The organism is Leptospira chreensis (assembly GCF_016919165.1).
In the GTDB taxonomy this organism is placed as follows: Bacteria; Spirochaetota; Leptospiria; order Leptospirales; family Leptospiraceae; genus Leptospira_A; species Leptospira_A chreensis.
In genome coordinates this window covers 91,170-109,719 of sequence record NZ_JAFFPS010000011.1, presented here as the reverse complement: position 1 = coordinate 109,719, position 18,550 = coordinate 91,170, and the positions used below count along the sequence as shown (strand labels likewise).

The following is an 18,550-nucleotide window of genomic DNA, read 5'->3' as shown; positions in this document are numbered from 1 at the left end:
TTTTAAGTGTTCCTATCTCTAAAATGATTCCTGTTTTATGAGATTTGGTTTTTTTATCTTATTTCTACTTTGTCCTGCTAGTTTTTTAATTGCCAAAGAACATTCCGAGTTTTGTTCCATGGGTAGGCTCTGTGTTATTTATGTTCAGGACAAAACAGGAGTAGATATCTATTTTCAAAACAAAATCGCAATCGATCAAACAGATACAACGATATCTGCCAATGCTACTTTTAAGAATATGAAAAGTAGCTTAAAACTTCCTATGGTTACCGTTCTAAAGGGCCCAAAATCAAAAAAACTATTTCGTCTGAATGCGATCAAAACTAAGAAACGCTGGGTTTATCAAATTAAATACAAATGGATACTAGGGAATTTTTCCAGTTCCCATGATTCAAAAGTGATTTATGAGTTACCCTTTGAAAAGGGACTGAAGGTTCGTATTTACCAAGGATATAAAGGAAGTAAAAGTCACCAAGGTGACAACCGTTATTCGATCGATTTCGGACTCAAAGAAGGGGATTTAATTACGGCCGCAAGAGATGGTCTTGTCATTGATACGGAGGAAAAAAACAACGAGGGCGGATTTGAAATGAAATACATCCATTCCGCTAACTATATAAAGATTCTCCATGACGACGGAACCATCGGCCAGTATGCTCACCTCCGTTATATGGGTGTGCTTGTCAAACGAGGGCAACGTGTGGTTACTGGTGCTCCTCTTGGTTATGCGGGAAGCACGGGATTTAGTGACGGTCCTCATTTACATTTTGAAGTATACAAACCCACTTCTCGGTTACGTAAAAAAACCATTCCCACCTTTTTTCGAACAGAATCTTCCGATTCAGAAATTGTCACTGAAGGACAACTCCATTGGCGTAGGGATAAAGAGGAGTCTATGGTAAAAACCGTTGCTGATGTGGACGAAATCCAAATTTGTGAATCGATTCAGAATCTAGAGCGATTGGGATGTAATGTATCCTTATTCTCTAAAACTTCCCCTTTGTATTTTTATATTCCTCTTTTGAAGCCATCTCGTTACAAGATACAAATTTCCGTTCGTAAAAATGGTACCTCCTTACAGAAATTGTATAATTGGGAGACAAATCCTGAATGGTGGGATACCTATTTTGAGGCCCAGTTAGAAGATCCTTCGGAGCCACTAGAAGGTGATTGGACTGCGGCGGTATCTATCGATGGAGTCTTACAAAAAGAGATTCAATTTCAATTAACGAGTGTAAAGTGATTAGGTTTTTATTTATTTTATTATTCTTTGGTGTTTCGTTTGGTTTGTATGCGGAACCGACTGTAACTGAAGAATGCAATCAAGAGTGGATTTGTTTGGTGCAGACAAAGGATGAGGATGGAATTGAACTCTCTATCCGTAATCACAACCCCCATCCCAAAGTTACCAATTCTGTTTTACTCAATGTTACTCTTGTTAACTTCAAAACAGATTTAACCTTTCCCCAATTTGTTGTGGTAAAGGGTACTTCTCCTGTTTTTGTTACAAAATTTTTACTAGAAGATAAAACTAAAAATGCCTTCCATTCCTTTTCCTATCGGGTTCGTCCGGGAGATTGGGATAGTGTACATGATGATTCTGTAAGTTATTTATTACCTTATGCCCCAGGTATTCGGACAAAGGTGGTGCAAGGTTATAACGGCTCTGTCACCCATTTTGGAAACTCTGTTTATGCCCTAGACTTTGGGATTCCCATTGGGACTGCGGTTCATGCTGCTAGGAAAGGGTATGTGATGGCAACCGAGTCTCGGTATTCGGAAGGTGGGTTTCGCAGGGATTTGTTATCAAAGGCAAATTTTATTATCATCCAACATGATGATGGTACTTTGGGAAATTATGCTCACCTAATGAAAAACGGTGTTGTCGTAAAAGTTGGTGATATGGTGGATGCAGGTCAATTGATTGGATACTCAGGTAATACTGGTTATACGCAAGGTCCACACTTACATTTTGAAGTACACAAACCAAATCGCCAATTAGAAGTCACAACCATTCCCACAGTGTTTAAAACACAATACTCCGAGAGAGAAACTCTTAAAGAGTATCATATGTATTGGCATCCAAAACCAGGAGTGGATCAAACGGCTATCGACATTTTTGAGGAAGACATTCAAATTTGTCGGCTGAATGCAAAACGAGAAAAAGTGCAATGCGGTGAAAATACATTCCAATTGGGAGAAAGTTTTCTCGTTTCCTTAGAGTTTGTGAAACCCGGAAACCATCGGATTGAGGTGGATATATCCATTGATGGGAAAGGTTTTGAGCCGATGAAATTGGACTGGGCCGCTGATAAGAATTTGGCTTTAGAGGCCCGATACGTATCGATAGCGAGTAACCCGAAACTCGTTGGGCGTTGGAAGGTGCGAGTCCGGATCAATGGGGAAGAAAAAAAGATTCTTTTTTTCAATGTAAAAGCATAATCGTTTGACAAGTAAATATATGTATAGTAGATTGGCTATGGGCTTTCCAAGACCTTTTGGTCGTTCTACTGGGGGTGCAAACCCCCATCTTTTTTTCGCACCTATTTTGAGAAACATCTTCCCAGAATCGAATCCTACCCTAGTTTGATATTCTAATGGAAATGAATGAATCATTGAATGTACTCGGTGGACCCCTGGCTCCTTGTTCCACACATCCTCTGACTGGTTTTTTTCGGGATGGATGTTGTAATACATCCGATGATGACGTTGGTTCTCATACGGTATGTGTTCTCGCAACAGAGGAATTTTTGGAATCTCAGAAAGAAAGTGGGAATGACCTCATCACCCCTTGGCCACAGTATTCCTTTCCTGGTGTCAAACCAGGAGAACGTTGGTGCCTTTGTGCCTCGCGTTGGTTAGAGGCCTACCGCAACGGGGTTCCTCCAAAAGTATTTTTGGAGTCTACCCACAAACGTGCGTTAGAAATAATTCCTTTGGAATTACTAGAAAGATTCGCTGCCGACGATATCGATTAGTTAGTTTTTAGAGCATCCAAATAGGCTCTTGTATGTTTGGATGTATTCTGAAGCAGAGATCCAAGAATTGTATGGATGGGATGGTTTGGTTCATATAGAGTTTCATATTTAGGAATTTCTAAATGTTCCAACTGTTCATCCGCTGGTTCTGCAGCATCATAAGCTTCTTTACAAACATTATTTCTTAAAGAATCAATCCCTTGCCATTCACTTGCACCTTTTGCTGAAAAATCTGTGATGGAACTTGCCACAGGGTGGTCCCAATTTTTAGTTTCGATCAAATTTCGAATCAGGTAATATTGATACTCTTCGATCAAAGTATGTCTTCCTGAAATGAATCGAATCATATTATCTTTTGGTGATTGGTATCCCACAATAGATACAAGTTGTACGCCAATTTGTTTTGCAGCGCTGACTCTTGGTAATACGGAAGAGTGGTAGGGTTGTGTGAGGTCTTGGATATAATGTAATGCCCAACCAGCAAATCGATATCCCCAATATGGGTGGCCTGTTCGGAATGCTAAATTAGAAAGTTCAGTAAATTGGTGGATGCGGTATTCGGGATAAGTTCTTTTTAAAAATCCAGCAAGCGCAAAAATGATCCCAGGTTCATAGTAAAATCCCATATGAAAGGGAGCCTGAGATGAAAATTCTACAGCTGGATTTCCGAATGGTTGGCTTCCAAATCCATAGATTTTTCCTACTTCACTTCCACTGTCTTCAAATAGATACAAATCTAAATCGTAGTCAGGTTCATCTGTTGCCGAAACTAAAACTTCGTCAGCACCGATCATTTGGCCTTCTTGTAAGGCTAAAAAGGTTTCGTTTCCCAACTTTCCTTTGTCGTTGAGAGTTGTGAGTTGGTCCAAAGGAAGTTTGGATCCATTTCTTTTTGGAACCGACTGGACGTATAATGCTGCTTTATGGTTTGGATTGACTCGGAGTGCTTTGTAAAAACTGACAACAAGCTCTGAGTCTTTTGTTGTTTTAGAAAATTTCAAACTTTCAGCTGTAGGAGTTAGGTGAGGAAGTCGTTTCAGTGCCCATTCTTCAGAAATAGACAAACTGTCTTGGATCGATGTTTTTTCTTTTGTCAAAAAAGATTTTAAGGATTCAACTTTGACCTTAGGAGAATTTTTTCCCTTCCAATGATCTTTTAAAATCAAATAGGTAATTCCTGCATGGTTGTTCCACGCAAATAGTGGGAATGCAAAAGTTAAAATTACAATTGTTGTGATAAATTGTTTCATAAAGTTTATTGGCTTTCCTTTTTTTGGAAGTTGGTTCCGTCCCATTTGTATTCTGATGTGAAGTATTCGTGAGAATTTGCGTTATCGATATCAAAGATATGTGTTAACTCTTGGATTGTATTGGTTTTTCCTTTGGTAACCTTTCTTTTCTTTTTTGGATCTACGGGTAATGTTTCACCTGGAAATACCAACCATGACTCGCCGCAAGTTGGAGGATCACAAGATCCTAGGTTCCATGAAAAATGAGATACAAATTTTGAATCGGAACTGATACTAATCAGTTGCTCATTTGTAGATCCATTTTCGATTTCAGAAAAAACAAAATATGATAATCCGAATAAAAATTTGGGACTCGGTGAAAATTGTGAAGCAGGGTAGATTTTATGACTCCAGTTTTCGTTACTGACGGCACCAGATTCCCATTTGGTTTGAGTTAGAAGTTTGTCACCTTGGATTAATTTTAATTCAAGTGTGCTGCGTTTGACTCCTAAGTTTCTACATAAAACTATGTTCTTTTCTAAAGTGAAGGAGTAATCGGCAATCAGTCCTCCCCAGATATAACCTGTGTCTTTCTCCGACTTCACTTGGTACCAATACTCTTTTACTGAATCTTGTTCCATGATTTGGTTCGTTTTTGCGAGAATGGTGACAACAGCTCCCATCGAAAGTTTCTTTTTGACTTTTGATTTTAGGTTATCAGATTCTCTTAAGTTGACATTATCACCAAATATACGATAGGTGGATTTAACAGTTTTTTCGTGTATGTAATCATCCCAATGGTTTTGGGAATAAAGAGGATAAACAAATAGAAGAAGTAGAATGCATTGTAAAGTTTTGTAGCCCGACATAGTCCAAAAAATAGGGAATTGAGTGCCAATAGTCGATCTCTTTTCCATAGGAATGGTATTTTTCTCTGAAAGATAGGTCGACAATGATAGTATAGGCTTTTCATCGCAAAGGATAGTGAATGATACTCGCGCAAGTAATGAAACCGTATTCAATGGATCAAATACGAATTTTGGAAGAGAGAATGAATGCCTATGAAACTTGGGTATTTGTGCTTGTATTACTGATTGCCGTACTTGTCCTAATTACTGTCATGCAAAGGCTGACGATTGCCAAGTTAAAATCGTTAGAAGCATTCAAATCAAAATCGAACTTAAAAGAGATAACTACTTCATCCAATCAAAAACAAACAGCTGTGTCTGATGTTGCAATTGCTGATATCCATACGATCACACAAACACCGATCCATTTGCCAATGACCGTCCAAGGTAAAGATCTACCAGATCCTGGTTTGGTTTTTAAATACGTTATTCCCATAAATGTAAATAAAATCATTACGATTGGCCAAAGGGAAGGAAGTGTGATCACTCGCTCCACTGAGGTCTTAGATCACCATCTAACAATAGATATAAATTCTATCGATGTATCCAATTTGGATATCCTATCCTATAGTTTAGAATTTAGAAGAGAAGGCAAAGTTTTGGTTCAACTTCCGGGTGCCAGAGACTTCCAAGAGATGGGAGTGAAGGAAAAACTTTATATTTCTAAGACTTTGTCTTTTGATGAAGAGCCTTGTTTTGAATCTCTGGATAACAATCAGCCCTTACGATTTCGAGTGGGGAGTCGGATAGGTGCTGATGGGAAGTTCAAAACTGGATATTTTGAATTTCATTTGTTCACCAAAGATGTGTTTGAAAAAACAACCAATGGAACCAAACGAATTGAAAAACATTTTTATCTGAAGTTGTCTAAGATTTTTCCCGGCTATGATACCGCGGGACAAACGAGGGAAGGCCTTGTTCCGATGCTCGGGCGGTTTGGGGTGTGAATCTTTATATCCCCGCCCTAATTGGGTGGGGAACTAGACCCGCCTCCCAATACTCACCTTTTACCACAACTTCTCCCTTCTTACAAACCCCTTTCCAAAAACCAAAAATTGTTTCTAAATAAGTTCACCTTTTTGCAAACTATGAATCTCTAGTTTCACATTGTGGCGGCTTCGCATTTCATACTCATCAAAAAAGATATCTGTATGGAAGAGTCGAATGTTTTCGATAAAATGATTCAATACTTGGATTCTTCCCTTTTGGTAGTCTTCGCGAGAAAATATCGAATACTCTTTGCGAATGTTTTTTGCATATTCATAGTATTTGGATTCTTCGCTTCCAAGAATGGAAATATCAATATCTAAAAAATAAGATGTATCTGGATGGCATTTGTCACCTAATCGATGTGATTTGGTCGCCAGGATGTGTTCTATGCAAATCTCAATCCGTTTCTGTGAAATTCCTAATTCGGATAATCTATTTTTGGCGATCTTTGCACTTTCTTCTTCATTGGTTTTGGAAGTGACATCATAAATCAAATCATGGTAAAATAAGGCAAAGAGTGCGATCTCTGGATCTTGTAATTCCTTAGATACCGAATCAAATTCCCCTAACATTTGGTAGAGATGGTTTAGGTTGTGGTAGGTGCGGTGGGATTCCGAGTAGCGAGACCTAATTTCTTCCCAAAGAGAATCCTTCTGAGATACAGAGATGTCTTTAAAACCTTGGAGTAGGGCTTGGAATTTTGTTTTACACTTCTCTTCGATCTTCATGGGAATACCTTCTGTTAAAGAATGGTTTGCGGATTGCGAATCTATATATCCCCGCCCTAATTGGGTGGGGAACTAGACCCGCCTCCCAATACATACCTCTTATCATATCTTTTCCTTTCCTACAATCCCCTTTCCCAAAACCAAAAATTCTTTCTAAATAAGTTCACTTTTGGGGGAATTGAATCGAAAAAGTACCAACCCCTTTCCCCATAAAAAAAGCCAAGGTTTCCCTTGGCTTTCTACTTCGATCATTTGATCGAACGAATCGAATCTTAAATTCGATTACGCTCTTTCTACGATCATAGATCCTGCGATCCCACCGTGTGCACAAGCAGTCACTAGCACTTTTTTCACGTCTTTGTTTTCGTCAAAGTCCATGATTGCGTTGTGAAGGAGTCTCACACCAGTAGCACCAAACGGGTGTCCAATGGAGATGGATCCACCGTTCGGGTTGATTTTTTTCTCATCAAACTTCTTTTCCCAATCAAGACCAGTTCTGATTTTGATTTCTTCAAGAGCCGCTACTGCGGTCGCAGCAAATGCTTCGTGAATTTCGATGATGTCGATGTTTTCGATTTTATCACCTGTTTCTCCAAGAAGAGCTAAAGTTGCTTCTGCTTGGCCAAGACCCATAAGGTTTGGATCCACACCACGCATGTTAAAACCGTTGATATAAGCTTTTGCAGTAAGACCTAATTTTTTAGCTGCATCTTCAGAAGCTACAATGATACCAGCCGCTCCATCAGAACGTGGGCTTGCATTGAAGATAGAAAGAGTAGGTCCATGTGATTTCTTTAAGTATTTGCTGTATTTTTCTTTGAACTGGTCAAATTTCATTTGAGGGTTGTCAAAGAGTAACATCGCGCGACCCATACGAGTTGGGTTTTTTACAAGACCTTCACGAAGAAGGACTGCTTCGTCAGCTTGTAACATATTTCCTTCATCGTCTTTCACTTCCATAATATATGGTTTGTAACGACCTTCTTGAGTCGCATCAAAAGCACGTTTGAAAGATTCGTAAGCTACTTTGTCTTGTGTTTCGCGTGGGAGAGCGTAGTTTTGAGCGAGGATTTCTGCTGTTACTTGCATACCAAAAGAAGTTTCGCCATCACCAAGTCCGTCTTCCAATGTATCACGAAGTTCTACACCTTCAGGAAGGTCATTCGGAAGAAGTTTTGTAAGAGCATCCAAACTGTTTGTTTTTTTGTTAAGGCGAGCGTTTTTCACAACGAATGGCATAGAAGTTTGAGATTCTTCACCAATCACTAGAAATACTTTTCCTTCACCAAGTGAAATGCGACGAGTTGCTTCCGCCACTGCTTCCAATCCAGATACACAATTGTTTGCAACAGTAAGGCAAGGAATTTCCATAGGAAGTCCAAGTAAGTTTGCAATCACACGTGCTGAGTTTGGTGCGTTAGAAAAACCTTCACCGACGATCACACCGTCGATATCAGTAGGTTTCAAACCACTGCGTTTCATTACTTCTTCACCAACGATTTTTCCGAGGTGGTGTCCAGAGTACTGTGAGAGCGCCTTGCCAATTTGAGCAAAAGGAGTTCGTGCAGGTGCTGCGAGTACTATCTTTTGTGTTACTTTCATATAAAATCCCTTCTTCCTTTCTTTAGACTAAAACTTTAGTTACCTTTAAAATTACTTCGCAAGCCACTTCATCATAGAACGTAGTTTTGTTCCTACGGCTTCGATAGGGTGAGCGGCATTTTTCTCTTTGAGTTTTTTGTATTCAGGGTATCCAGCCTTTGTATCGGCCATCCAACGTTTAGCGAACGCTGCACCTTTATCTTTTTGGATATCAGTGAGAACATCCTTCATACGAGCTTTGACTCCTGCATCAATGATGCGTGGTCCGCTGATATAATCTCCATACTCTGCAGTATCAGAAATGGAATAACGCATACGTGCTAGTCCACCTTCGTAAATCAAATCAGTGATGAGTTTGACTTCATGTAAACATTCGAAGTAAGCGATCTCTGGATCGTATCCCGCTTCCGTCAAAGTTTCAAATCCGCTCATAATGAGGTTCGCAACACCACCACAAAGAACTACTTGTTCTCCGAAGAGGTCAGTTTCTGTTTCTTCACGGAAAGATGTTTCTAAAATTCCTGCTCTTCCTCCACCGACTCCACTAGCGTGTGCGAGAGCGCGAGCTTTTGCTTGGCCCGTTGCATCTTGGTAGATCGCAATTAGGCAAGGAACTCCACCACCTTCTGTGTAAACACGGCGAACCAAATGTCCTGGACCTTTTGGCGCTACCATATACACGTCTACGTTTTTTGGAGGAGTGATGAGATCGTAATGGATGTTAAATCCGTGAGAGAATACAAGAGCCTTTCCTTCAGTAAGGTTCGGTTCAATATCCGCCTTATACATGTCAGCTTGGATGGTGTCTGGAGCGAGGATCTGAATGATGTCTGCTTTTTTTGCAGCTTCCGCAACACTGAAAACTTCAAAACCAGCTTCTTTAGCTTCTTTTACTGATTTGGATCCGTCGCGAAGTCCGATGATGACTTTCAAACCAGAATCTTTCATGTTTTGAGCTTGGGCGTGACCTTGGCTTCCGTAGCCAATCACTGCAATGGTTTTACCTTTAAGGAGATTTAGATCGCAACTGTCGTCGTAATAGATATTTGCCATGGATGGGCACACTTCCTGCGGAAAATTTAACTTATTTTTCCATCATTTTTAACTATGAGGAGGGAAACAAGAACGAATTAGGGCGCCTTTCCTTGCTGGTTCCGGACTCCGCGTTCGCTTCGGTCCTACGGACGGCTTACGCCTCCTCCACATCAAGGGCGCGTAAGAGACATAATATTTTTCTACTTCCCTTCAACTATTTTGATCCAACAAAAACCATGCGCATAGGTGTTAACCGCAAATGCGGAAACCCTCCATTGGAGAATCGGATCCGAACCCCTATACTGGATTCATGATGAACAGAATCAATTTTGAATCCGTAGAAAAACTGAACCGTCAAAGACTCGTTAGGTTTTTTTGTTCCCTATTTTTTGTAGGTGGTTTGGCGCTTGTCGGAGGAGGTTGTATCTCCCCTGATTTAGCACAAGACTCCTATTATGCAAGGCATCCGAGTCAGAATGGCCACAACTACCGCGATTACCCTTATCCCTACCAAGGGTCTAGGGGAAGTTATGGGGTTCCATATCCCTATCATGGTGGAGGAAACCAGTTCCAAGTCCCCAGAACCCACGGAGGAGGAGGCCACAATCCCCTTCATGTTCCCGCGGGTAGATACCACAATATGGGTAATCCCGGGAAATGGAGGTTATAGAGTTTGGATCCTTTGAAAATTTGTAAACTCTCTTCGGACTTACTTGTATTATACCGTACAATCTGTCCGAAGAGAACAAAGTCCCGCTATCGTTTGGTGACTTCATTCCGTTTTTTTCTTCTTCTCTCCGTTTTTCTTTTGATAGGATGTGCAAGCCTCCTTCCACCAGAACGGAGAATGTATCCCAAGAATCCTGTCACTCTTCCGGAAGGAATGGACATCCACCAGTGGATGGATGCAAAAGAGAAACAATTTCAGGAGAGGTTTGGATCCAGACAAATCGGTGAAGAAGAATATAAATTCAATTTTTTCCGTAAAAATCTTACTTCTTTCGGTTCCTATATTTCCTGCACCGCTATGGTTCGAAATAGTACAGCAAAACAAGTAGAGCTCTACAATTTAGTATCTATGGTCAACTATGCTGACTATACTAAGTTTATGAGAAAAGGTGGAGACTTGGGTCCCATGAGTGAAAAGGAAAGAACAGAGATTCTACTTCCTTGTATCGAAGAATTTTTAGAATCTCCCCAAACAAAGGAATGAAGCATACGTGAAGTTTTTTTATTTTAGTTTATTCAGTTTATGTTTCCATTGTTCCTTTGCTAATTTAGATCGTGGTTTAAGAAATATCCCAAAAGATTCCACAAAAGGGAAAATCAGCGATTCTGTTACGATTCTAAATCAAAACAGAATGTACGTTCGTAAAGAATATTCAGGTTCGGTAGAGGTTGGTCCGCTATTTGGAGAATCAGTGACTCAATATTTTGCAAATAAACAAATAGAGGTCGGTAAGTCTAGGTATCAGTGGAAAGAAATCTACATTCACAATATCGATGATAAAGATTTCCAACTGACAAATGTAAAAACAGACTATGTATTTTTTGTTACGGCAGCTCGACCTCGAAGCAATTGGGAGGAAGGTAATCTTACGCAATTATTACAAATGCTTACTTTCTGTATTGTCCCTTGCAAACAAAAAGTCGCTTTGGATGTTACGGTAAAGTTATATCATAAAAATAGTCTGGTCTCTGAAAAAGTAAGCACCCATTCCGGAACTCGTTATTTTAGCCCTTGGTATTTACCTGTTCCGTTTCTATTCGAAATGAGAGACTATGGAAATTTGTCCCACGAACCGAGTATTTTCTCTACATTGTATTTACGTGGTTTCCAAGAAGCAATTGACCAGATCTATTTGGATTTGCCTAAAGAATCAAGTAACTAGAGGGCCTCGGCCTTTTGGTCTACACTTCCTGTATAACGAATGAGGCCAAAGGTCAAATCATCTTGGATGGCAGTGATCCCTCCCGAAAGTTGGATTACGGATTGGAAGACTTGGTCTCGAATTTCAATTAAAGGAAGGCTTCGCATCTCTCGAATCAAATGCAGGAGTCTTTCTTCCCCAAACATTTGAAAGGACTCAGGTGCCCTAGCTTCTGTTAGGCCATCGGTCAACATCACAATCAAATCTCCTGTTTCCAATTGGAATTTCTCTTCTTCTGCAAGGATGGCAAAAATAGGTGTGATGATCCTTCCCATAGGTTTCAAACTCACAAGGGCTCCCGACTTTCGGATGATAAAAAGAGGAAAGTGGCCGGCCCTGGCAAATGTCAGTGCCCCAGAATCTGTATGGAGATGGAGTAAACTGGCGGTTACAAAATGTTCCCGAAGATTGGGAATGATTTGGTTTCGAATCGATTCTAAATTTTCTTTTAGGTCGGAAGGGTCTTCCTTCCATTTATCGAGGGAGGTTTTGACAAGGGCACTGAGTAGGGCCGCAGGAATTCCGTGACCAGAAACATCGCAAATAAAAACACCTAACTCTAGTTTTTCGGGTCTCCAAACAATATCATACAAATCTCCTCCCACTTTCATCATAGGAATGTTTTTAAAAAGAATTTCCACACCTTCGGGAAAAACTTCCTTTTGAGGGAAAAGAGATTCCTGGATCCGTTTGGCCATATCCAATTGTTTTTCGATTTCGCTTCTTTGTTCTTCAATGACGGCAGTTCTTTCTAAAACTTTTTTTTCTAGTTCCTCGTTGGCTTTTTCTTTTAGTTCATTCAGAACTTGTAAGGATTTTAAAGAAGCGAGTTGTGCCCTTTCTCTTTCTCTGGTTGCTGTCACCAAAAAGTAAGCAATCCCACTGATACAAAACAAAAAGGCATCCAAAAAGATTAGGGAGTCGTTGATCGAAAGTCCTGTTTCATCTCTTCTCGCAAAAACCCCTTTCCCTTCGATGGTAAGAGAAACAGCTGTGAATGCTAATACCACGGTTGCAAGTGTGGCACCAAACTGGCGAAAACGAATGCTTGTGACAATGACAAAAGGAATGGGTAAAAAGAGAAGGGGCCACTCATCACTAAAAGCAATGGTTCCCGATATATACACCAAAATGATCCAAAGCAGTAGTTCGATTTGTTTACGAAGTTCCAACTTTAGTTTAGCTTTCGGATGGAACCAAACATAGAGTAGGGGAGCAACAATGAGAAATCCCAACATCTCTCCCGAAAACCAAGTAAAGAACACATTGAAATAAAGTTCTGTGGATAAAAAATCCCAATACCATAAACTGGTGACACCCATTACTGTGCTAATAAACGATCCAGGAATGGTTCCAATACTTAAGAAATAAATTAAGTTTTTAGTAGAGTAAATGGGATCTGTTTTTTCAGACACTCTTTGGATGATTCGATAGTTGATATAACTACTGAGTGTATTTCCAATTCCTATGATGAATGCTGTTGGTAAATGTGGGTTATTAAAAAAATTAGCTAAGGTTGCTCCCAGATAAATTCCAGGTAAGGCAACGGGACCGAGAAGTAAAAGAGAAGCAAGACCCACACCTTCTGGGGGCCAAACGGGAGAAACTTGGCTATTTAAGAAGGCAATTTTAAAACCAATTTGTGCTGAGATGAAGTACCCAATAAAAATGATGGGTGTCCAAATAAAAATTCGCGTATAAAGGACAGTCTTCATTCGGAATGAAGCATTTCCCATTCCTCCATTTTGTAAAGAATTTCCGTCTCTATCTTTTGGATTTCTTCAGTTATTTTCTGTAGTTCCGTATGATCATTTACGAATGTACTCAATTTCTTTTCTAATTCTACTTTTGTGGACTCTAACTTGGCTATCTCTGATTCTAATTTGGAGAGTTTCTTTTGGTCTTGTTTGGATTTCTGTGGTTTCCCCGCTCCGACTGTCACTTCTGGAACTACAACCTGTTTTGGGGAACTTGGTTCACTTTCTAATTCCAAAGTATCGGTTTCTAAAAAGGAAGAGAAGGTTCCAATGTAATGGTCTAGTTTTCCCTCTTTTCGGAAGATCAGTAGGCTTTCTGCGGTTCGGTCTAAAAAATAACGATCGTGCGATACGATCACAACGGTTCCTGGAAATTCATCCAAGAAGGATTCCAAAACAGACAGTGTTTGAATGTCTAAATCATTGGTTGGTTCATCTAAGATCAGAAAGTTTGGACCAGTCATCAGGATTTGCACGAGAAAAAGTCTGCGCCTTTCGCCTCCAGAGAGTTTGGCGATCGGTGTATATTGTAATTTCCCATCAAAGAGAAACCTTTCCAACATCTTTGCCGCAGAGATTTTTTCTCCCGATTCTGTTTCAATCATTTCACCGGCAACATCTTTGATATAATCGAGAACATTCCGATCCAGTGGAAGTTCGGAACTGGTTTGGTCAAAATAACCTACCTTAGTGTTCATCCCTGGTTTGATGTACCCACTATCAGGTGTAATGCGACCTGCCATTAGATTGAGGAGTGTGGATTTCCCAATTCCATTGGGTCCAATCACTCCGAGTCTTTCTTTGGCTTTAAAAGTATAAGTAAAGTCATTGATGAGTAGTTTGTCTGCGATCCCTTTTTTCAGATTATGAATTTCTAAAATGGTTTTCCCTTGGCGTTTGGCCGCGACACTCAGTTCTAAATCTTTTTGTTCTTCGCGTTTTTCTCGGTTTTGGAGTTCACCGGCACGTTCAATCCGTGCTTTTTGTTTTGTGGAACGAGCTTTCGGTTGACGTTTCAACCACTTCACTTCTTGTTTCAAAAATTGTTTGATTTTATCTTCTTGTTTTTGAAGGGTTTCTTCTCTTTCTACTTTGCGCTCCAAATAAATAGAATAGTTCCCTTCATATAGAAAATGACTACCCCGATCGAGTTCCAAAATTTTATTCACAATACGATCTAAGAAATATCTATCATGGGTTATGAGAATGATGGCTTTGTCAAGACCTGCTAGATAATCTTCTAACCATAAAATGGATTTTACATCCAAATGGTTTGTGGGTTCATCTAAAATCAGTAAGTTACTTTCATCGATGAGAGATTTTGCCAGTTCAACTTTTTTAAGCATTCCTCCTGACAATTCAGACATCTTTCTTTCTAACTTCTCAACACCTAACTCTTTTAATATGGATTTAACTTGTTGTTCGTAATCCCAAGCGGACAGTCTGTCCATCTCTTGAGAAATCTCTGTAAACTCATCATCGAGTCCATCCACACCTTCACTCATTCTCTCGCAAATGTCTTCATAACGGCGAATGGTTTTGACTAGTTTGTTATCACCTTTGTAGATATGATCGAGGATGGTTTCGTTCTGATCAAAGACCGGATTTTGGTCCAAGATGGAGATTTTAAGATTATTGTTTTTGATGATTTGGCCGGAGTCCGTTTCTTCTTTGCCGAGGATGGCTCGTAGTAGGGTGGATTTACCAGATCCATTGATACCAACAATGGCGAGTTTTTCTCCTTCACTGATAGAGAAATCAAGGTTTTGAAAGAGTTTTTTTTCGCCGATGGTTTTGGAAAGTTTGGAAACAGAGACTAGCACAATGTCCATGAGATGGAAATGGGGTCAATCGGACAATCTCATTCAATATTTTGACATGAATGTACATCTGATTTATCAACTTTGATTTGGTTTTTGGTCTCCTGTCTATTTTGCGAATTCTCGCATTTTCACAATCCCAGTTAGTAGGTATATGTTATCAAACGGACAAGATGAATTATATACTTCCATACTAAATCGCCAATCCATCCCGGAATCCGTAGTGGGTGGAAAACAAGTGGCAAGCCGCTTTTTAGAAGAATTGTTTTCCATTCTATTTTCTGGATACCATTCCGAACGTAACTTTACTTCCAAAGACCAAATCATGGACCAGTTGGAACTCTTTCGAATCCGTTGGAAAAATCTTTTAGAACCTTATGCTACTTATGCGGATAAAGAGCTCGGTCGTGTGGTTGCCTTAGATGATATTCTACACAACTTCGTAGCCAAACTTCCGGGTTTGTATCAATGGATGTGGGAAGATGCCGAGGCTGCCTTTTTGGGAGATCCTGCGGCAGAAAGTATCCACGAAGTGATCCTCGCCTACTCTGGGTTTTACGCTGGTGCTGTACATAGAGTTGCTAATTATTTTTTCAAATCTTCAATCCCTATTTTTCCAAAACTTTTATCTGGTGTGGCCCACGAAGCCACGGGAATTGACATCCATCCTGGGGCAGAGATCGGTAGAGCTTTTTTTATGGATCATGGAACAGGGATTGTGATTGGAGAAACCACTCAGATTGCGGACAATGTGAAAATTTACCAAGGGGTCACTCTCGGAGCCCTATCGGTAAACAAGTCTTTGGCGAAACAAAAACGCCATCCTACGATCGAAGAGGGAGTAGTGATTTATGCGGGAGCAACGATTCTCGGTGGGGAAACTGTCATCGGCAAACAGTCGATCATCGGAGGAAATGCCTGGATTACCCAAAGCATCCCTCCGTATTCTGTTGTGTATCAAAAGTCAGAAGTGCGAGTCAGAAGTTCTAATGAAGTCCAAGGTTTGGATTTCACTATTTGAACTAAATTCCTAACCTATTCCGACTCCCTAATTGGTACAACACTCGGATGAGTGCATCAATGTCTTCACAAGAATTGTAAAACGCGAGTGATGGTCTTACTGTTGATTCCAATCCAAATCTTCTTAAAATGGGTTGAGCACAGTGGTGGCCGGCACGTACAGCAATTCCTTCTTCCGCTAATCGTTTTCCAATTTCTTCTGTTTTGAATCCATCTACCACAAAGGATAACACGCCCGCTTTGTCTTTGGCAGTTCCAATCAACCGGAGGCCTGGAACCTTTAACAGTTCTTTGGTGCCATATTCCAATAGATCGTGTTCGAAAGCTGAAATTTGTTTCATTCCGAATCTGTTCAGATATTCGATCGCAGCTCCAAGTCCAACCGCATCAGCGATGTTCCCTGTTCCTGCTTCAAATCGAAACGGCGCTTCTTGAAAGGTAGTGTGATCAAAATTGACATCTTTGATCATGTTCCCACCACCTTGCCATGGAGGTAGGCTATCTAAGATGGCTTTTTTTCCGTAAACCACGCCGATCCCGGTCGGTGCAAAGAGTTTATGACCACTAAACACAAAGAAGTCGCAATCGATCTCTTGTACGTTTACTGGCATATGGGATACAGACTGAGCTCCATCCACAATCACAAGGGCTCCTACTTTATGAGCAGACCTTGTCATCTCTTCTACCGGAACCACAGTTCCCAGTGCATTCGAAACTTGTGTGATCGAAACAATTTTTGTTTTCGAGTTTAACAGACGTTCATATTCACTAAGAATGATTTGTCCAGAATCATCCACAGGAGCCACTTTTAACTTTGCACCTTTTTTCGCGCAGACCATCTGCCAAGGAACAATGTTTGCGTGGTGTTCCAAATGGGTGATTAGAATTTCATCACCGGCTTGGATGTGTTTGTCGGAGATAATATTGGATAGGAGATTGATTCCCTCCGTAGTTCCTCTGACAAAAACAATTTCCTCTACACTCCCAGCACCAATAAACTCTTGGACTAGAGACCTTGCTTTTTCATAAGCGTCGGTGGATCTAGCAGCAAGTGTATGGGCTGCACGATGGATATTGGAATTCTCATGTAAGTAAAAATGAGATAACCTTTCAATCACAGAGATTGGTTTTTGAGTGGTTGCCGCATTATCGAGCCATACCAGAGGTTTCCCATTCACAGTTTCCGTTAAGATAGGAAAATCTCTCCTTGCGGATGCGAGATTCCCACCACCTGACTGTGGTATGTTGGTGATTGGGAAGGACTGAAAATCGGAATAAGAAAAACCAGTATCCGTTAATTTCAAATCTTCTAAGTAGGGTAATGTCTCCTGAGGGATATTTGGTGATGGCAAACCATTGGTGGGAAGGTTACTTCCACCATAAGATTGTAAAACGCCAAACATTTCCTTTGCCAATTTCTCGAGTGTTTTCTCATCAGGGAAACCGGAAGGAGAAACATTTGCAAACGAATCCGGGTTTAGTTTTAGAAAACTCGGATCATTTGTATTCATAATAATTTCCCACATCTACGTTGTCTAGTGCCGCAATGGCATCGTCCGTAAGTATGGCTGCTGAGCAGTAAAGGGAAATTAAATACGAACCAATTGCAGATCTGTTAATTCCCATAAATCGAACCGAGAGACCTGGAGTTTGTTCGCCTGGTAAATTGGATTGGAATAAACCGACTACCCCTTGTTTTTTCTCACCGACTCTAAGAAGTAAGATACTAGATGTTCCTGCTGCTGACTTTGGATTTGTTTCTCCGTTGACAAGAAGTTTGTCGGTAGGAATGAGTGGAAGTCCTCTCCAAGTTAAGAATTGAGCACCAAACATAGTAACGGTGGCCGGTGGAACTCCTCTTCTTGTACATTCACGACCGAACGCAGCAATTGCGAGTGGGTGAGCTAAGAAGAAAGAAGGTTCTTTCCAAACTTTAGTGATAAGATCATCTAAATCATCTGGAGTAGGTGGCCCTTTTCTTGTATTAATTCTTTGGTGAGCCGGAACATTTTTAAGTAGTCCGTAATCTTCGTTATTGATTAACTCGAGTTCTTGTTTTTCTTTTACACTTTCAATCGCCAAACGAAGTTGTTCGTTAATTTGTTCATGTGGAGAGCTGTATAAATCAGAAACTCTGGTTTGTACATCAAGGATAGTAGAGATTAAACTGAGGGTGTATTCACGTGGTTTTTCTTCGTAGTTAACAAATGTTTCTGGAAGTTCTTGTTCTCCCTTTTGTCCACAAAGTACATCAACTTGTGTATTGGATTTGACTCGGTTGACACGAAGAACACCTGCCTCTAACGGTTTCCAGTCAAGTAATCTGACTAGGAAACGTGGGGTGATCGCACTGTATTGTGCATTCGTTTTTACCGTATTTGCCAGTTGGCGTGCGGCTAAATCTCCCAAAGCGTGTTGGGTTTGTTCTGCCATAAATGACCTCTTTTTTGAAATGGATCTTTATTGACTGATTTGGTGAGCGTACAGAAAACGAGAATCGTTCCCTTAGATGAAAATAGAGAGAAGTTTTGTGCTGTATATTGTAGAAATTG

17 protein-coding genes are annotated in these 18,550 nt (G+C 40.4%); 8 read left to right on the top strand and 9 right to left on the bottom strand.

Going from position 1 to position 18,550, the window contains the following annotated elements; translation table 11 throughout:
- The first annotated feature begins 37 nt into the window (after positions 1–37).
- The 3 genes from JWG41_RS04495 to JWG41_RS04485 all read left to right on the top strand — a co-directional run bounded on the left by JWG41_RS04495 (position 38) and on the right by JWG41_RS04485 (position 2,978).
- A complete protein-coding gene (locus tag JWG41_RS04495; RefSeq protein ID WP_205268746.1) occupies positions 38–1,243 on the top strand; it encodes a M23 family metallopeptidase in 1,206 nt (401 codons plus the stop codon).
- Positions 1,240–2,442, top strand: coding sequence for a M23 family metallopeptidase (locus JWG41_RS04490; RefSeq protein ID WP_205268745.1), 1,203 nt, complete (start codon positions 1,240–1,242; stop codon positions 2,440–2,442). The genes JWG41_RS04495 and JWG41_RS04490 overlap by 4 nt, the downstream gene beginning before the upstream one ends.
- A gap of 155 nt (positions 2,443–2,597) precedes the next feature.
- Positions 2,598–2,978 (top strand): DUF2237 family protein, encoded by a 381-nt coding sequence (locus JWG41_RS04485; protein WP_205268744.1) that lies wholly within the window; start codon positions 2,598–2,600, stop codon positions 2,976–2,978.
- Here JWG41_RS04485 and JWG41_RS04480 read toward each other — a convergent pair.
- Both JWG41_RS04480 and JWG41_RS04475 read right to left on the bottom strand, forming a co-directional pair.
- Positions 2,975–4,228, bottom strand: a complete 1,254-nt coding sequence (locus tag JWG41_RS04480) for a phospholipase C/P1 nuclease family protein (protein ID WP_205268743.1) — start codon at positions 4,226–4,228, stop codon at positions 2,975–2,977. The two genes, JWG41_RS04485 and JWG41_RS04480, sit on opposite strands and share 4 nt — an antisense overlap.
- A 5-nt stretch (positions 4,229–4,233) precedes the next feature.
- Positions 4,234–5,076, bottom strand: coding sequence for an SH3 domain-containing protein (locus tag JWG41_RS04475; RefSeq protein ID WP_205268742.1), 843 nt, complete (start codon positions 5,074–5,076; stop codon positions 4,234–4,236).
- Positions 5,077–5,195: 119 nt separating this feature from the next.
- On the opposite strand from JWG41_RS04475, the gene JWG41_RS04470 reads away from it, so the two are divergent.
- A complete protein-coding gene (locus JWG41_RS04470) occupies positions 5,196–6,062 on the top strand; it encodes a hypothetical protein (RefSeq protein WP_205268741.1) in 867 nt (288 codons plus the stop codon).
- Positions 6,063–6,176: 114 nt separating this feature from the next.
- On the opposite strand, the gene JWG41_RS04465 is transcribed toward JWG41_RS04470, so the two are convergent.
- The 3 genes from JWG41_RS04465 to ilvC form a co-directional block, all read right to left on the bottom strand.
- A complete protein-coding gene (locus JWG41_RS04465; protein WP_205268740.1) occupies positions 6,177–6,833 on the bottom strand; it encodes an HD domain-containing protein in 657 nt (218 codons plus the stop codon).
- 282 nt (positions 6,834–7,115) lie between these two features.
- Positions 7,116–8,435: a thiolase family protein gene (locus tag JWG41_RS04460; RefSeq protein WP_205268739.1), complete on the bottom strand. Its 1,320-nt coding sequence runs from the start codon at positions 8,433–8,435 to the stop codon at positions 7,116–7,118.
- A gap of 51 nt (positions 8,436–8,486) precedes the next feature.
- On the bottom strand, positions 8,487–9,488 hold the full coding sequence (gene ilvC, locus JWG41_RS04455) for a ketol-acid reductoisomerase (RefSeq protein WP_015682044.1): 1,002 nt from the start codon (positions 9,486–9,488) through the stop codon (positions 8,487–8,489).
- A 241-nt stretch (positions 9,489–9,729) separates the two neighbouring features.
- Here ilvC and JWG41_RS04450 point away from each other — a divergent pair, with 241 nt between their 5' ends.
- The 3 genes from JWG41_RS04450 (at position 9,730) to JWG41_RS04440 (ending at position 11,362) form a co-directional block, all read left to right on the top strand.
- Positions 9,730–10,140, top strand: coding sequence for a hypothetical protein (locus JWG41_RS04450; RefSeq protein ID WP_205268738.1), 411 nt, complete (start codon positions 9,730–9,732; stop codon positions 10,138–10,140).
- A 177-nt stretch (positions 10,141–10,317) separates the two neighbouring features.
- Positions 10,318–10,683 (top strand): hypothetical protein, encoded by a 366-nt coding sequence (locus JWG41_RS04445; protein ID WP_232373672.1) that lies wholly within the window; start codon positions 10,318–10,320, stop codon positions 10,681–10,683.
- 7 nt (positions 10,684–10,690) lie between these two features.
- The gene (locus tag JWG41_RS04440; protein ID WP_205268736.1) at positions 10,691–11,362 is read left to right on the top strand and encodes a hypothetical protein; all 672 of its coding nucleotides are present in this window, start codon (positions 10,691–10,693) and stop codon (positions 11,360–11,362) included.
- Here the strand turns inward: JWG41_RS04440 and JWG41_RS04435 are convergent.
- Positions 11,359–13,116 (bottom strand): PP2C family protein-serine/threonine phosphatase, encoded by a 1,758-nt coding sequence (locus JWG41_RS04435; RefSeq protein ID WP_205268735.1) that lies wholly within the window; start codon positions 13,114–13,116, stop codon positions 11,359–11,361. The genes JWG41_RS04440 and JWG41_RS04435 overlap by 4 nt on opposite strands.
- Positions 13,113–14,990, bottom strand: a complete 1,878-nt coding sequence (locus JWG41_RS04430) for an ABC-F family ATP-binding cassette domain-containing protein (protein WP_205268734.1) — start codon at positions 14,988–14,990, stop codon at positions 13,113–13,115. The genes JWG41_RS04435 and JWG41_RS04430 overlap by 4 nt, the downstream gene beginning before the upstream one ends.
- A gap of 142 nt (positions 14,991–15,132) precedes the next feature.
- Here JWG41_RS04430 and epsC point away from each other — a divergent pair, with 142 nt between their 5' ends.
- Positions 15,133–15,999, top strand: a complete 867-nt coding sequence (gene epsC, locus JWG41_RS04425; RefSeq protein WP_205268733.1) for a serine O-acetyltransferase EpsC — start codon at positions 15,133–15,135, stop codon at positions 15,997–15,999.
- 1 nt (position 16,000) lies between these two features.
- Here epsC and JWG41_RS04420 read toward each other — a convergent pair whose 3' ends face one another.
- Together JWG41_RS04420 and JWG41_RS04415 are read right to left on the bottom strand one after the other, a co-directional pair.
- Positions 16,001–17,509 carry a family 2A encapsulin nanocompartment cargo protein cysteine desulfurase gene (locus JWG41_RS04420; RefSeq protein WP_205268732.1) on the bottom strand — a complete coding sequence of 503 codons (1,509 nt, stop codon included), beginning with the start codon at positions 17,507–17,509 and terminating at the stop codon, positions 16,001–16,003.
- Positions 17,496–18,431: a family 2A encapsulin nanocompartment shell protein gene (locus JWG41_RS04415; RefSeq protein WP_205268731.1), complete on the bottom strand. Its 936-nt coding sequence runs from the start codon at positions 18,429–18,431 to the stop codon at positions 17,496–17,498. The genes JWG41_RS04420 and JWG41_RS04415 overlap by 14 nt, the downstream gene beginning before the upstream one ends.
- Positions 18,432–18,550: the final 119 nt, after the last annotated feature.